Annotated in this window: 14 protein-coding genes; 8 read left to right on the forward strand and 6 right to left on the reverse strand. The window is 31.1% G+C overall.

Features of this window, described 5'->3' with window-relative positions; translation table 11 throughout:
* The first annotated feature begins 242 nt into the window (after positions 1-242).
* On the forward strand, positions 243-1,442 hold the full coding sequence (hmpA, locus tag H2650_RS09695; RefSeq protein ID WP_188050612.1) for an NO-inducible flavohemoprotein: 1,200 nt from the start codon (positions 243-245) through the stop codon (positions 1,440-1,442).
* 9 nt (positions 1,443-1,451) lie between these two features.
* Positions 1,452-1,871 carry an Rrf2 family transcriptional regulator gene (locus H2650_RS09700; protein WP_188050613.1) on the forward strand — a complete coding sequence of 140 codons (420 nt, stop codon included), beginning with the start codon at positions 1,452-1,454 and terminating at the stop codon, positions 1,869-1,871.
* A gap of 32 nt (positions 1,872-1,903) precedes the next feature.
* On the opposite strand, the gene H2650_RS09705 is transcribed toward H2650_RS09700, so the two are convergent.
* Positions 1,904-2,854, reverse strand: a complete 951-nt coding sequence (locus H2650_RS09705) for a PhoH family protein (protein ID WP_188050614.1) — start codon at positions 2,852-2,854, stop codon at positions 1,904-1,906.
* A gap of 18 nt (positions 2,855-2,872) precedes the next feature.
* Positions 2,873-3,400 (reverse strand): hypothetical protein, encoded by a 528-nt coding sequence (locus H2650_RS09710; RefSeq protein ID WP_188050615.1) that lies wholly within the window; start codon positions 3,398-3,400, stop codon positions 2,873-2,875.
* A 121-nt stretch (positions 3,401-3,521) separates the two neighbouring features.
* Between H2650_RS09710 and H2650_RS09715 the strand changes: the two genes are divergently transcribed.
* The 5 genes from H2650_RS09715 (at position 3,522) to dnaN (ending at position 8,434) form a co-directional block, all read left to right on the forward strand.
* A complete protein-coding gene (locus H2650_RS09715; protein ID WP_188050616.1) occupies positions 3,522-4,349 on the forward strand; it encodes an S-adenosyl-l-methionine hydroxide adenosyltransferase family protein in 828 nt (275 codons plus the stop codon).
* A gap of 65 nt (positions 4,350-4,414) precedes the next feature.
* Complete coding sequence (locus tag H2650_RS09720) at positions 4,415-4,711, forward strand: putative quinol monooxygenase (protein ID WP_188050617.1); 297 nt, start codon at positions 4,415-4,417, stop codon at positions 4,709-4,711.
* A gap of 90 nt (positions 4,712-4,801) precedes the next feature.
* Positions 4,802-5,527, forward strand: coding sequence for a gliding motility-associated ABC transporter permease subunit GldF (gldF, locus tag H2650_RS09725; RefSeq protein WP_188050618.1), 726 nt, complete (start codon positions 4,802-4,804; stop codon positions 5,525-5,527).
* Positions 5,527-7,212: a gliding motility-associated ABC transporter substrate-binding protein GldG gene (gldG, locus tag H2650_RS09730; protein WP_188050619.1), complete on the forward strand. Its 1,686-nt coding sequence runs from the start codon at positions 5,527-5,529 to the stop codon at positions 7,210-7,212. The genes gldF and gldG overlap by 1 nt, the downstream gene beginning before the upstream one ends.
* A 103-nt stretch (positions 7,213-7,315) precedes the next feature.
* The gene (dnaN, locus tag H2650_RS09735; protein ID WP_188050620.1) at positions 7,316-8,434 is read left to right on the forward strand and encodes a DNA polymerase III subunit beta; all 1,119 of its coding nucleotides are present in this window, start codon (positions 7,316-7,318) and stop codon (positions 8,432-8,434) included.
* Positions 8,435-8,585: 151 nt separating this feature from the next.
* On the opposite strand, the gene H2650_RS09740 is transcribed toward dnaN, so the two are convergent.
* The 4 genes from H2650_RS09740 to H2650_RS09755 all read right to left on the reverse strand — a co-directional run bounded on the left by H2650_RS09740 (position 8,586) and on the right by H2650_RS09755 (position 12,790).
* Positions 8,586-9,059 (reverse strand): GyrI-like domain-containing protein, encoded by a 474-nt coding sequence (locus H2650_RS09740; RefSeq protein ID WP_188050621.1) that lies wholly within the window; start codon positions 9,057-9,059, stop codon positions 8,586-8,588.
* Between the two features lie 50 nt (positions 9,060-9,109).
* Complete coding sequence (locus H2650_RS09745; protein ID WP_188050622.1) at positions 9,110-10,882, reverse strand: DNA mismatch repair protein; 1,773 nt, start codon at positions 10,880-10,882, stop codon at positions 9,110-9,112.
* Between the two features lie 169 nt (positions 10,883-11,051).
* Entirely contained in the window at positions 11,052-11,885 is an 834-nt protein-coding gene (locus H2650_RS09750) for a universal stress protein (RefSeq protein ID WP_188050623.1), read from the reverse strand.
* A 71-nt stretch (positions 11,886-11,956) separates the two neighbouring features.
* The gene (locus tag H2650_RS09755) at positions 11,957-12,790 is read right to left on the reverse strand and encodes a universal stress protein (RefSeq protein ID WP_188050624.1); all 834 of its coding nucleotides are present in this window, start codon (positions 12,788-12,790) and stop codon (positions 11,957-11,959) included.
* 173 nt (positions 12,791-12,963) lie between these two features.
* Here H2650_RS09755 and mnmE point away from each other — a divergent pair, with 173 nt between their 5' ends.
* The gene (gene mnmE / locus H2650_RS09760) at positions 12,964-14,367 is read left to right on the forward strand and encodes a tRNA uridine-5-carboxymethylaminomethyl(34) synthesis GTPase MnmE (protein WP_188050625.1); all 1,404 of its coding nucleotides are present in this window, start codon (positions 12,964-12,966) and stop codon (positions 14,365-14,367) included.
* Positions 14,368-14,786 lie beyond the last annotated feature (419 nt).

The following is a 14,786-nucleotide window of genomic DNA, read 5'->3' on the forward strand; positions in this document are numbered from 1 at the left end:
TATTAATTCCAAATTTATTCAATTTTAAAGAGAATCACAACCTTTAGTTCTAGTTTAGAAATAGAGCATACAATTTAACTTTTCGTAATTAATTTATATTAAAACAAAGCAGTATTACTCCTATTTTGTATTCATAATTCATAAATAAATAACATTATGACAAAAATAGCTCAATTGTTGCATTTAAAATATAACAATTAAATTTAGTCGTTACCTTTGTAAAAACATATAAACACAACCCCATGAATACAAGTCAAAAAGAATTAGTAAAAGCTACAGTTCCTGTATTAAAAGCCAGCGGAAATGATTTGATCACCTACTTTTATGAAAGAATGCTAACTAATAATCCTGAGTTAAAAGATATTTTCAATATGGCCAATCAAGCCAGCGGAAAACAACAAAATGCTTTGACAGGAGCAGTTCTGGCTTATGCAGAGAATATTGATGATCCAACTGTTTTAATTAATACTTTAAAAGCCATTGGAAATAAACACGTGAGTTTAAATATTGCTGCCGAGCAATATGATATAGTAGGGAATCATTTAATTAATTCTATAATCGAAGTGTTAGGAGCAGCAGCAACTCCAGAATTAATTGAAGCGTGGACCTGTGCTTATACCGAATTAGCACAAATTATGATCAGTATTGAAGCAGATATGTATCAAAAAAACAGCCTAAAAAAAGGCGGTTGGAAAGGCTGGAGATCGTTTGTAATTTATAAAATTGTTGCAGAAAGTGACGAAATAAACTCCTTTTATCTTAAACCAGAAGACAATCAAGAAATACCCGATTATTTCCCTGGGCAATACATATCAGTAAGCACTTTTATTCCAGAATTAGGCCATAAACAACCGAGACAATACAGTTTATCTTCTAATTCCAACAACGAATATTACAGAATATCTGTTAAAAAAGAAATGGGACAAAAAACACCAGATGGAATCGTTTCTAACGCTTTACACGACAAAAAGGAAGGAGATTTACTAGATGTAAGTGCTCCTGCTGGATTATTTTATGCAGATCCAGAAGCTAAAAATCCGTTGGTTTTAGTAAGTGGTGGAGTTGGTCTAACGCCAATGATGAGTATGGTAGAAACTAATAAAAATGCATTACAAAGAAACCAAACAGTATGGATTCACAGTTGTCGCAATGAAAATGTTCATGCTTTTAAAGATACCATTGAAGAGTTGAATAACGAAAAAACCTGGTTGACTTCCTTTGTTTTCTATGAAACTTTACCCGAAACAGAAACCAACGCGATTGAAGGTAGAATAGACTTGCAACAAATAAAAGAAGAAATTCTGATTAAAGATGCAAAATATTATATTTGCGGACCTGCTGTTTTTATTAAAGTGCAGTATCAATCTCTAGTTAGTCTTGGTGTAAGCAGAGAAAATATACTTTATGAAGAATTTGGCCCACAGTTATTAAGCCTTAATTAATATTATTTTATGAAATTGAATCACTTTACTGATTTTAGTATGCGCGTTTTGATGTATTTAGATCAAAAAAAAGACAATCAGCAAAGTTCGTTAGATGTACTAGCAGCTGATTTTAAAATATCACGCAATCATCTCATTAAAGTGGTTCAATTCTTAGCTGTAAATGAATTGGTTCATACTAAAAGAGGAAAAAATGGTGGTATTTTAATTGCAGCAAGAGCCCGAGAAATCCTCTTAGGTGATTTAATTCATCTTTTAGAACAAGACGATACGCCGGTTGTCAATTGTGATTCAAAACCCTGTGTTTTCAAATCGCATAATTGTAAATTAAAATCAGTTTTTAATACCGCTTATCTCGCTTTTATAGAAAGCTTAAACCAATACAAACTCTCTGATTTAGAATTTACCAATTGGAGTTCTATATTTTAAACAAAAAAGACTTCGTGAGAAGTCCTTTTTGTTTAATCATTATTTTCAATCATTTTGTAGGCATCAATCACTTTTTTGACCAATCGGTGGCGTACAATATCTTTATCATCCAGATAAATAATTCCAATTCCGTCAATATCTTTCAAAACCAACAATGCTTCTTTTAATCCAGAAATGGTTCGTCTTGGCAAATCGACTTGTCCCGGATCACCGGTAATCATAAACTTGGCACTTTTTCCCATACGTGTCAAAAACATTTTCATTTGAGAATGGGTCGTATTTTGAGCTTCATCTAAAATTACAAAAGCATTATCAAGGGTTCTACCACGCATAAATGCCAAAGGAGCAATTTGAATAACGCCTTTCAAAATATAATCTTCTAATTTTTCATTAGGCAACATATCCCGTAAAGCGTCATATAAAGGTTGCATGTAAGGATCTAATTTTTCCTTCATGTCACCGGGCAGAAAGCCGAGATTCTCCCCTGCTTCTACTGCTGGCCTTGTTAGAATAATTCGTTTTACTTGTTTCTCTTTAAGTGCTTTTATTGCCATTGCAACTCCGGTATAGGTTTTTCCTGTACCAGCTGGTCCCACAGCAAAAACCATATCATTTTTTTCCATCGTATCAACCAGCAATTGCTGATTGGGTGTCATGGCTTTTATAATTTTACCACCAACACCATGCACTAAAATTTTATCTTGACCTTGAAATTTTCGGTCTTCCTGAATATCGCCAAGAATGACACGTTCGATTACATTATTGTCAATATTATTATACCTCGTAAAATGAAGCATTAAGCGTTGAAATCTTTTTTCGAACTCGTCTAAGACTTCCTTTTCTCCAAAAGCTTTTAATGTTGTTCCGCGCGCTACAATTTTAAGTTTGGGATAATATTTTTTTATTGTTTCAAGATGAGTGTCTTGAGCACCCCAAAATTCTTTTGGAGCGATGTCTATGAGCTCAATTATTCTTTCGTTCAAACTATCACGTTTTTTAAGTTAATTTAAAGTCAATCGAAATCCAATTCCTCTTGAATTGGTAATAAAATCTAATTTCTGTTTGTCAAATTGGTAATTACCAGTAGCTTTTGAATTATTATAATCAGCAACCACATTTTTTATTTTTTTAGAGAAACCAATCTTAATTGGAATAGCAACTAGAACTGCCGCAAGTCCTACATAGGTTATAAATGAAGGGTAATTGTTTCCTTCATCTTGTAGAACATATTGTCCATTTCCTATAGGTTTTCCAGTTATTCCAGAATCTGTTACACCTCGAGCAAGATCAGCAATCAACAAACTAATTCCTCCAATCAACAATATATTTCCAGCAGTTTTTTTAGACCTGCCCGCATTGTAATTTGCTAGTAAATTTTCATTATTAGTTAATAATTCTCTTACTTGGTTTGGCGAAATTTTCTGGTTTTCAGAATTTAATATATTCCCGTTGGATTTATAAATTAGCTTTTGTGAAAACGATTGTAGCGCACTAATTAAAAGTAAGAACGTAACTATTTTTTTTATCATATATTGTGGTTTAAATTCAATTAAAAATTATCTATTAAAAAACTTTAAATTCTTTAGCTTTGCACTTCTCAAATTTAACAAAATTTAGGTTTAGATAAACTAATAAATTATAAAAAAATTTATGTCAATAATTACCCTAACTACGGATTACGGCTTGAAAGACCACTTTGTAGGTGCATTGAAAGGGAAGATTTTATCCGAGTACTCCGAGGCGAAAATCATTGACATCTCTCATGACATAGACCCATTTAACACAGTAGAAGCGAGTTACATTATCAATGCCTCGTATTCTAGTTTCCCAAAAGGAACGGTTCATCTTATTGGCGTTGATATGGAATTGAATAAAGAGAACAAACATATTGTCATGCAATGGAATGATCATTATTTTATTGCTGCAGACAATGGTATTTTGAGCATGGTTTCCCAAAAAATAGTACCTCAAAAAATAGTTGCTATAAACATACACGATCGTTTACCAACGGATTCTGCTGATTTAGATGTTTTTGTAAAAGTTGCTTGTCATTTGGCTAAGGGAGGTTTGATGAATATTATTGGAAAAGAAATTAATAGTATCAAACAAGTTACCGATTTGCAAGCTATAGCAGCAGCAGATGGTAATTCGATAAATGGACACGTAATATATATTGATCATTTTGGCAATATTGTTACCAATATTTCTAAGAAGTATTTTATAGAAATAGCCAGAGGAAGGCCTTATGAAATTGAATTAAAAACTAAAAATATTAAAACCATTTTACCTAATTATTCTGATATTGCAAGTTCTGACAAATATCCTATAAAATCCTACGAGGGTCAAAAATTAGCTTTGTTTAATGAAGCAGGATTTTTAGAAATTGCTATTTTTAGAAGCAATCCTTCGACTGTTGGCTCTGCCTCCAGCCTATTGGGATTAAATCATAGATCAATTATTAAAATAGTTTTTCGTTAACATTATAAGCTGTTCTAAATTAAAGTATAGTAAAAAGTATAAAATCCTAAATATAAAGTAATAAAATGTTTGTACGAATTGTAAAATTAAGTTTTCACTTGGAAAACATTCCTGCATTTTTAGAAAATTTTGAATTGAATAAACAAAAAATAAGAAATGCACCAGGAAATCGTTTTTTAGAATTGTATCAGGATAAAAATAATAAATCTATTTTTTTTACCTACAGTTATTGGGAAACGGAACTTGATTTAGAAAATTATAGAAATTCGGAACTTTTTAAAGAAGTTTGGACATTTACCAAGAAATTATTTAATGACAAACCAGAAGCTTGGAGTGTTGATAAACTTGCTTCTTTGCTTTAAGTTTTTTCTTGAAAGAAAATCTGGAATTTTAAAATTAAAACAACAATAATATAAAGAGGATTTTGTTATTTCAATCCTTAACATAAAAATATGAAATCAATAATATTACGAGAGGTAAAATCCTTTTTTGGCTCTCCCATTGGCTACTTAGTCATCGCTATTTTTTTAATCATAAATGGGCTTTTTTTATGGGTATTTGAGGGCGAATACAATATTCTAAAAACAGGTTTCGCTGATATGACCCCTTTTTTCACATTAGCACCATGGATCTTGATCTTTTTGATTCCTGCTGTAACCATGCGCAGTTTTTCAGATGAAAAAAAACAAGGAACATTAGAACTTTTATTAACAAAGCCTTTGAGCATTTGGGAAATTGTAAACGGCAAATTTATTGGTGCTTTACTATTAATTGTAATGGCAATTATTCCAACATTTATTTATGTTTGGGTGATCTACGGTCTAGGAATGCCGGAGGGAAATATTGATATGGGAAGTACTATTGGTTCTTATTTTGGACTCTTATTTTTAATTTCGGGCTACTCTGCTATCGGAATTTTTACTTCTACCTTGTCTGAAAACCAAATTGTAGCCTTTATTATTGCAGTTTTTTTATGCTTTTTTATATATTTTGGATTTGAAGGTTTGGCTACAGTTGTACCAAGTGTTTCCAATTTCATTGCTGCATTAGGAATGCAAGATCATTATAAAAGTATGAGTCGAGGTGTTATAGACACCCGAGATATACTCTATTTTGCCAGTATTACAATTGCTTTTCTTTCGTTTACTGTTTATAATCTAAAATCTTTTAAATCGTAATGAAAACAGCTAAAAAAAATAATTTAAAATCAGTTGCCTTTCTTCTAGTTGGTTTGTTTCTTTTAAACGCAATAGGTAGTTTATTCTTTCATCGTTTTGATTTAACCAAAGACAAAAGATATACACTTTCAACCACTTCTTTGAATATCATTAAGCAAGTTGAAAATCCTTTGTATATAAAAGTTTATATGCAAGGCAATTTGCCTTCAGAATTCAAACGCTTACAACAAGAAACAAAGCAATTATTAGAAGAATTTCAAGCCTATAATAAAAATATAATTTTCGAATTTGTAGATCCTTTGGAGAACAAAGACGAAAGTATGGACCAAATCAAGCAGCTGTATCGCAAAGGATTGACGCCAATAAACATTACTGTTGATGATAAAGGAAAGCAATCCCAAGAAATGGTTTTCCCGTGGGCAATTGCAGTGTATAATAATAAGGAAGTAAATATTCCATTATTAAAAAACCTTATGGGTGCTACTACGGCTCAGAAAGTAATTGGTTCGGTTCAGCATTTAGAATATTCTATCGCTGAAGGTTTGAATAAAATTACCAAAGCCAAACAAAAGAAAATAGCAGTTATCAAAGGAAATGGAGAATTACAAGATATTTTAATGGCTAAATTTCTTATGCAAGTGCGAGAAAGCTATTTTATTGGTCCGTTTACCTTAGATTCCGTTGCAAAAAATCCTATTGGAAGTTTAGAAGCTTTACAAAAATACGATTTGGCAGTAATTGCAAAACCTACTGAAGCTTTTTCAGATGGAGAAAAGCAACTCTTAGATCAATATATTATCAATGGTGGAAAAACATTATGGTTAGTTGATCAAGTTTCGGCAGAAATGGATAGTTTGTACAATGCCTCAGGAAGTACGTTGGCCTATCCTAGAGATTTGAACTTGAATGATATGTTTTTTAAATATGGAATTCGTATTAATCCTGATGTTGTAAAAGATGAGCAAGGAAGTCCTATAAAATTAGCTACTGGAGAACCCGGAAGCGCCACACAATACCAACAATTCAATTGGAAATTTGCACCACAAGTCTATCCAAGTAGTTCTCATCCGATTGTTAAAAATTTAGGTGGAATCAAATTTGATTTTGCTAATCCTATCGATACATTGAAAAACGGAATTAAAAAAACCATTCTGCTGCAATCATCTCCTTATTCAAAGAAAATAGGAACTCCAACCGAAATTAATCTTAATAGTGTTTCCGAGCAAACAACACCTGATGATTATTTGAATAAAGGTAATATTCCGCTTTCTGTACTTTTAGAAGGCAAATTTCACTCGATGTATGAAAATAGAGTTTTGCCTTTTGATCAAAAAAACTTTCAAACAACAGGAAAAGAGAATAAAATGATTGTTGTTGCCGATGGAGATTTGATAAAAAATCAGTTGGATAAAAACTTCCAACCAGTAGAATTAGGCTATGATCAACGTTCTGGAAATTTATATGACAATAAGGATTTTTTGATAAATTGTGTCAACTATCTACTAGATGATAACGGACTTATTAACATTCGAAGTAAAGATCTTGATTTACCATTGTTAGATAAAGAAAAAGTCTATGAAAATTATAGCAAGACACAATTCATAACTATCGGTTTACCAATAGTGATATTGCTGATTTTTGGATTCATTTTCACTTTTTTACGCAAAAGAAAATATAGTAAATAGATGTTGATAAAAAAGTTTCCAAACTAGAATAGTTTACGATATATTTGTAAAATGTATCGTATTTAGAATTTAAATAAATGCGTTAAAAAATAAAACAAAACAGATGAAATTTATAATATCGAGTTCGTACTTATTAAAGCAATTACAAGTATTAGGTAACGTGATCAACAGTAGTAACACCTTACCTATTTTAGATAACTTTTTATTTGAATTAGATCATAGTGTATTGACGGTTTCTGCTTCAGATTTAGAGACTACTATGTCTGCAACTTTAGGAATTGATTCTGAAAGTAAAGGTAGTGTTGCAGTTCCTGCAAAATTACTTTTGGAAATCCTTAAGACTTTCCCTGAGCAACCCTTAACATTCACTGTTGAAGAAAATAGTACTATAGAGATTAGTTCTAATTCTGGAAAATATGCATTAGCTTATGCTCCAGGTGATGAATTTCCGAAATCTGTTAGTTTAGACGATCCTTCAGTAACGCTTGTTCCTGCCGATGTTTTGGCAACAGCCATCAGTAAAACTATTTTTGCAGCCGGAAATGATGATTTACGTCCGGTGATGTCTGGAGTTTTCTTCCAGTTTTCACCACAAGGATTAATTTTCGTTGCAACAGATGCACATAAATTAGTAAAATACGCAAGAACAGATGTAACTGCCTCTCAAGTAGCTGATTTTATTATGCCAAAGAAACCTTTAAATATTTTAAAGAACATACTTGGAACTTCTGATGCGGAAGTAAAAATTGAATATAATGATTCAAATGCTACTTTTTCTTTTGACAACTACGTTTTAATGTGTCGTTTGATTGACGGTAAATATCCAAATTACGAAGCGGTTATTCCAAAGGAAAACCCAAATAAATTAATGATAGACCGTTCTCAATTTTTGAGTTCAGTACGTCGTGTAGCTATCTTCTCAAACAAAACCACACACCAAATTCGATTGAAAATTGCTGGTGCTGAACTAAATGTTTCTGCGGAAGATATTGATTATTCTAATAAAGCTGAAGAAAGATTGACTTGTGATTATCAAGGAGACGATATGCAAATAGGTTACAATTCTCGTTTTCTTACAGAAATGTTAACTAACTTGCAGTCTGATATGATCATGTTAGAAATGTCTTTACCAAATAGAGCTGGAATTCTAACACCTGTTGATGGTTTAGAAGAAGGCGAAACAGTAACTATGCTGGTAATGCCAGTAATGTTAAATAGCTAATAAAATATTTTAGCTATCAAAATACGCTATTAACCAAACCAATTTTTATATTTGAAAAAGCCGTTTCGATTTCTCGAAACGGCTTTTTTATTGCTATAAATAACCATTTGCTTGATAAATAACTTCTTTAATAATTACTAATAGTTAGAAATTATTTTTTTAGAGGCAAATAAATTTCGATTACTGATTTGGGATTGTTCCATTGAAAACGGTAATCATATTTTTCAAAGTGCAAAAAACCTTTTTTTTCATGATCTTCAATCTTTAAATTCAAATCAGGAATAATCGTTTTATAAATATGATTTAGTGTTTGTTTAATATCTTGCATCGCACCTTGATGCACGAAAATTTCATAATTGCCTTTTGAAATTTCGAAATTAATAAAATGGTCTGGAAAAATTTGTTTGTTACTAGGAATAGCGGTTAGATAAAAATACTCGTTTTCAACTTTAAAAGTAATTCCATATTTAACCCAATTTCCAGAATGCTGATTTAGATTGTGCTTTTTTAATTCTGCATTAAAGGCGATCCAATGTTTGCTAATAATTATAAAATTCTCTTTTTGAGATTTGGTTAATTGAGTTACCAATCCAGCTGTTTTTATGTTTAGTTCAATTGTCACCATTCATAATATAGTAAATTCTAAATTCTATTAATTACTTCACTATTTTAATGCTAAATGACTCCCATTTTTTTCATTAAAAAAGTAGCACTTCTATTTTTGCAAATACCATCTCTAAGTTTATAGTCAAAATGCAGATCGTTATTGATAATTTCTACTTCAAAACATTTATTAGTTAATAAATCTGGATAATCATTAGTAGTCAAGCAAACTTCAATATCGTGCGTAGCAATCGCTCCTATGGCTTTTTGAGCAATTACCTTTTTAACCACTTCAATTGTCCCATTTCGCTTGTCATCAGAATTCGTTCCTCGTAGTATTTCATCTAATAAAACAAACGCGGGTTGCTTTTCTAACTGATCCATAATTTGTTTTAAACGCTTGATTTCAGCAAAAAAATACGATTCGCTATCTGACAAAGAATCGGATAAACGCATCGAAACTAAAACCGGTAAAGGATGCACATTGGCTTGCTTAGCACAAACTACTGAACCCATTCCTGTGAGAACCATATTAATCCCTAGACTGCGTAAAAATGTACTTTTTCCAGACATATTAGAACCCGTTAAAATCATAAAAGATTGAGGATAAAAACGAACATCATTTCCTATTCTAGTCGTTTGGTTCAATAAAGGATGACTTAAATCAGTAAAATCAATCTCAAAGTTGGTGTTTAAAGTAGGATAAACAAAGTCAGGATTGTTATAGGATAAGTTCGCTAAACTATTTATCAATTCAAATTCTCCTATAATTTCTAACCAATCCTCTAGCGCTTCGGCATGATCAGTTTTCCATTGCACTAATGATTTAAAAACATGCAAGTTAAAAAGAAAAGTTCCGTTAAAAAGAATTGCGGTTATCAAATTACCAATGGTATCCATATTAGAAAACAAACTGGATAATTGTTTAAAATGTACACTAGCATTTTCTTTTTTAAAGGTTAGTTTTTGCTGTAAACTGATGAGCTTTTGAGACGTAAATACCTCCTCTTCAATTTTTTTCAACAGCAAACTATATTGTCCAATGGTTTTGTCAATATTAGAGGAATTAGCAACTTCAAGCTGAATTCTTTTCGTAAATACACCTAAAACGACAAGATTTATAACAAATAAATAAGACAAAATCGAAGCAAAAGTAACATTTGATGTCACGATATAACCAATAATATTGAGCAGAAAAATAACGGGCAAAAAGTATGAAATAAAAACGGTGAACTTAGATAACGGTGCACTATTAAACAAACTCCATTTTAGTAAAGTTTGGTAATTGGATTGACTGTCATTGCTTACTTTGGCAAAAGCCAAAAATTCCTGACGCCAATCTAACTTTTCTGTAAGTTCTTTTATGGCTTCGTGATTCTGGATAATTTCTTCATTAGAAGATATTTTAAGCAATTTAGTAGCTAATGTTTTTTTTCCGATGAAGGTAGCCGTACGATTTACATTTTGAAATAAAGAATGTTCTCCAAAAATATCTAAATCATAAGCGTATGGATGCTGAAAATCATTAAACTCAATTCCGTTTTCAAAAGGAATTTTTTCTCTCTCTAAATAGGTGATTTCATCTTTATTTATTGCAAATAAAGCTTGTGTCACTTGTTTCTTGAATTGTAATTTAGAATGTATTCGCATTAAAACTATAAAAGAAACAAAAAAAAATATTGCAGAAGCAACATAAATTGTTGCACTCGTTTTGAGATAATAATAAATAGAAACTAAAAAAAGTACAATAGCAATTAGTCTAAAAAAACTAATAGTGTTGTACTTTTTGTTAATTGTATTTAATTGAACTGAATATTCTTCCTTTTTAATTTTGTATATGTCCATTGCTACTTTTAGTGAATTACAAATATAATCAATTTCAAAAATGAATAGCAATGACAAACACAAAAACCAAGAGCAATTGCGAAAATGAATTACAAAACTAAATGTCCTTTTTATTTAATTTTATAAATCCATTTTAGATAATGTCCATTTAATAAAATATGCTAATTACTTAATCAATTGGAATTGCTAGAATTGGAATTTCATTATTAACAGCAATTTTTTTAGTCAAACTTGGTTTAAAAAGTCCTTCAAAAAATCCTCTTTTGTAGGTAAGCATCGTCAAAATATCGAGCTCTTTATACATTATAAAATCTAAAATTATTTCTTGTACATCATCACTATGAATCACATAAAAATCTATTGGATCTGCAATAAACTCTTTTTCCCAGCTTTTAATAGTTTCTTTGGTAACATCAGAATTACTGGTTTTTACGTACAAGCATTTTACTTTAGCTTTGGTTTTTTTAGCAATCTCTAGCACCATTTTAAGTGCTTTTTTATCTTTAGGTCTAAAGCGAGTAGTAAAACCGATGATCTCAATTTTCTTAAACTTGGCTTCTACTGGAACGCATAACATTGGCACATCAATACCTGTAATTACTGATCCAGTATTGGTTCCTATAAAAAAAGATTCCCATCCAGTGGCGCCAGCCGTTCCCATTACTACAAAATCAATAGCATCATCTTTAATTGATTTTTTTATATTATGCAATAAATCACCATCCATAAGTCGATGTGATAGTTTAACTTTATCCAAATGGCGTTCTTCGGCAATGGCGCGAAGTTTTGGAATTTCGTTTTTAAACATTTCAAACTGGGACAACTCTAAAGAATTGTAAATCACAGCATAGTTTTCAGGAAAAAACTGATTGTCATAAACAGGTAGATCAAAAGTGTGTAAAAGAATGATTTCAGCATTTACCTTTTTTGCAAATTCTAAAGCGTGCACAAAAGCATTAGTTGCTGTTTCGGAAAAATCGGTTGGAAATAAAATTTTCTTCATTTTGTATAGTTTAAAATATATTTAATCAAATATTATTGAGTTTAAAAATTCTTCTCTTAAAAATCAATTCCTTATTCAGGAATAGCTACTACTGGAATGTTAATATGAAAAGCTAATTTTTTTGAAAGACTCGTTTCAAATAATTTTTCAAAGAAGGTTTTATGATACACATGCATCGCAATCATATCAATTGTATGTGATTCTATAAAACTTAATATTAAACCTTCCGTATCCTCACCTTCGATTGTTAAAAAAGCAACTTCTTTGCCTTTTGTCATTTCCTTCCATTCCTCCATACAATTCGCTTTATTTTGCTTTTCTTTTGAAACAATTTGAAGACAATCTACCGCAGCATTGAATGTTTCGGCAAGAGAGAGCATTATTTGAAAAGAAAGTGTATCCTCATTTTTATATTGAGTAAGGAAAAGCATTTTTTGAATGGGTTTGTATTGGCAATCTTTTGGAATAACAAGTACTACCGCATTTACGTCACTCATAACTTTAGTAGCATTAGTGCCAAAAAAAGTTTCTTCAAGACTAGATCCGCCTTTAGTTCCCATCACTACAAAATCAAATTTTTCATTAGTTGTTATTTTTTTAATCTCTTGAACTAAATTGCCCGAAAGCAATACATGACTTATTTTGATGTGACTTAAATTATTTGCTGCGGCTATATCGCGCAATGCAGGTACTTGATCTTTGTAATTCTCAAAATTACTAAGTTCAGTTACGTCATATATTTCGTGTAAATATTCCGCTGCATTTACAAAATTAGCTTGTGGCACTTGATACACATGTAAGGTAATTACCTCAGCATGAATAGAGTCAGCTAATTGTAAAGCATAAATAAATGCATTTTTTGAAGCTTGTGAAAAGTCAGTTGGAAAAAGGATTTTTTTAGACATACTATTTAATTTATTGCAAATCAATTATTTATATAAATTTACAAAACAAAAACCAAAATAGAATGATAATTATCAGTTTGAAGAATATTTAACAAAGAAATAATGCCGCGGGATTCTTTAGTCTGTCCTTGTTGCCATGGCATTTTTCCTTACTTTTGCATAAATTGATATATATGATTCCTAATGATTCCATAGTAGCGCTTGCAACTCCTTCAGGAGCTGGGGCTATAGCCATAATTCGAATTTCCGGACAAGATGCCATTACTATTGGAAATTCTGTTTTTAAATCCATAAAAAATAAAGAACTAACCACTCAAAAAACACATACTTTACATTTAGGTCATATTATGGACGGTAACAAAACTTTAGACGAAGTTTTGATATCGCTATTTAAAGGCCCTAATTCCTATACGGGTGAAAATACAATTGAGATTTCTTGTCATGGTTCAACCTATATTCAGCAACAAATTATTCAGTTATTGTTAAGAAAAGGCTGTCGTATGGCGGATCCAGGAGAATTTACTTTAAGAGCTTTTCTAAACGGTAAACTCGATTTATCTCAAGCAGAAGCGGTAGCCGATTTAATTTCGTCCGACAATGAAGCATCGCACCAAATCGCTATGCAGCAAATGCGCGGTGGTTTCTCTAACGAAATAGCCAAATTAAGAGAGGAATTATTAAATTTTGCTTCGCTTATTGAACTCGAATTGGACTTTGCCGAAGAAGATGTTGAATTTGCGGATAGAGCACAATTTCATGAATTACTAAACCGAATCGAATTTGTACTAAAAAGACTGATTGATTCCTTTGCTGTTGGAAACGTAATCAAAAACGGAATTCCAGTTGCGATTGTTGGTGAACCAAACGTTGGGAAATCTACTCTTTTGAATGCTTTATTAAATGAAGAACGCGCGATTGTATCTGAAATTGCTGGAACTACACGTGACACTATCGAAGATGAATTGGTCATTGGAGGCATCGGATTTAGATTTATAGATACGGCAGGAATTCGCGAAACGCAAGATGTAGTTGAAAGTATTGGAATCCGCAAAACTTTTGAAAAAATCGAACAAGCTCAAGTGGTGATCTATTTGAGTCCGCTTACACCAAAAGGAGGAACATTAGATACTGAAAACATAAAACAAGTACAGCTGGAAATTGAAAAAATAAAAAATCAGTTCCCATTGAAACCTTTAATTATTATAGGGAACAAAAAGGATTTATATTCTGACGAACAAATCCTAAATCTGCAAACTCAAATCCCAAACATCTTACTAATTTCTGCTAAACAAAATATTGGAGTCGATGATTTAAAAAATCAATTACTATCCTTTGTTAATACAGGAGCTCTACGAAATAATGAAACAATTGTAACCAATACAAGACATTACGACTCCTTACTAAAAGCATTAGATGAAATTCAGAAAGTAAAATATGGTTTAGAAAATAACCTTTCTAGCGACTTAATGGCACTTGATATTAAGGAAGCTTTGTATCAATTTGGGACCATTACTGGTCAGGTTTCTAACGATGAGTTGTTGGGTAATATTTTTGCTAATTTTTGTATTGGGAAATAAAAAAGGATTTTTTAAACCATTAAGAAAAGTTAAGTTTTAGCTCGATTTTAATCTTGAAACATTTTTTTCAGGCTACCAGTTCGACCTATTCACTGAAAATAAGTTCTCATTTCCTTAAAAAGATAAACCCAAAACCAGATTTCCCTAAGGATCGGGATTTGTGGTTTTGGGTTTTGATTTGTATGGGATTTTCATTAACTGACTTATCTTCTGAAACTTAGAAATTATTATAGATAAAATAATAAATATCTGGTTAAAAATAACTGAATCTTAATATTTATGAATAAATACAACTCTAAAACCTTAATAAGTTATGTACAACTTTAAATTTATAATTTCTTTTGTAGGTCAATTTATAATAATTTTGTAAAAAAAATAAACTTTTCATTTAATGACTACCATAAAAAAGTAGAAGGTAT

Source organism: Flavobacterium sp. GP15 (genome assembly GCF_014281985.1).
Taxonomy (GTDB): Bacteria; Bacteroidota; Bacteroidia; order Flavobacteriales; family Flavobacteriaceae; genus Flavobacterium; species Flavobacterium pygoscelis.

Excerpts from the sequence above, each read along its gene's own strand:
- gldF (WP_188050618.1), top strand. The coding sequence starts at position 4,802 with ATGAAATCAATAATATTACGAGAGGTAAAATCCTTTTTTGGCTCTCCC.
- hmpA (WP_188050612.1), top strand. The coding sequence starts at position 243 with ATGAATACAAGTCAAAAAGAATTAGTAAAAGCTACAGTTCCTGTATTA.
- H2650_RS09700 (WP_188050613.1), top strand. The coding sequence starts at position 1,452 with ATGAAATTGAATCACTTTACTGATTTTAGTATGCGCGTTTTGATGTAT.
- H2650_RS09745 (WP_188050622.1), bottom strand. The coding sequence starts at position 10,882 with ATGGACATATACAAAATTAAAAAGGAAGAATATTCAGTTCAATTAAAT.
- H2650_RS09710 (WP_188050615.1), bottom strand. The coding sequence starts at position 3,400 with ATGATAAAAAAAATAGTTACGTTCTTACTTTTAATTAGTGCGCTACAA.
- gldG (WP_188050619.1), top strand. The coding sequence starts at position 5,527 with ATGAAAACAGCTAAAAAAAATAATTTAAAATCAGTTGCCTTTCTTCTA.
- H2650_RS09750 (WP_188050623.1), bottom strand. The coding sequence starts at position 11,885 with ATGAAGAAAATTTTATTTCCAACCGATTTTTCCGAAACAGCAACTAAT.
- H2650_RS09715 (WP_188050616.1), top strand. The coding sequence starts at position 3,522 with ATGTCAATAATTACCCTAACTACGGATTACGGCTTGAAAGACCACTTT.
- H2650_RS09720 (WP_188050617.1), top strand. The coding sequence starts at position 4,415 with ATGTTTGTACGAATTGTAAAATTAAGTTTTCACTTGGAAAACATTCCT.
- mnmE (WP_188050625.1), top strand. The coding sequence starts at position 12,964 with ATGATTCCTAATGATTCCATAGTAGCGCTTGCAACTCCTTCAGGAGCT.
- H2650_RS09740 (WP_188050621.1), bottom strand. The coding sequence starts at position 9,059 with ATGGTGACAATTGAACTAAACATAAAAACAGCTGGATTGGTAACTCAA.
- dnaN (WP_188050620.1), top strand. The coding sequence starts at position 7,316 with ATGAAATTTATAATATCGAGTTCGTACTTATTAAAGCAATTACAAGTA.
- H2650_RS09755 (WP_188050624.1), bottom strand. The coding sequence starts at position 12,790 with ATGTCTAAAAAAATCCTTTTTCCAACTGACTTTTCACAAGCTTCAAAA.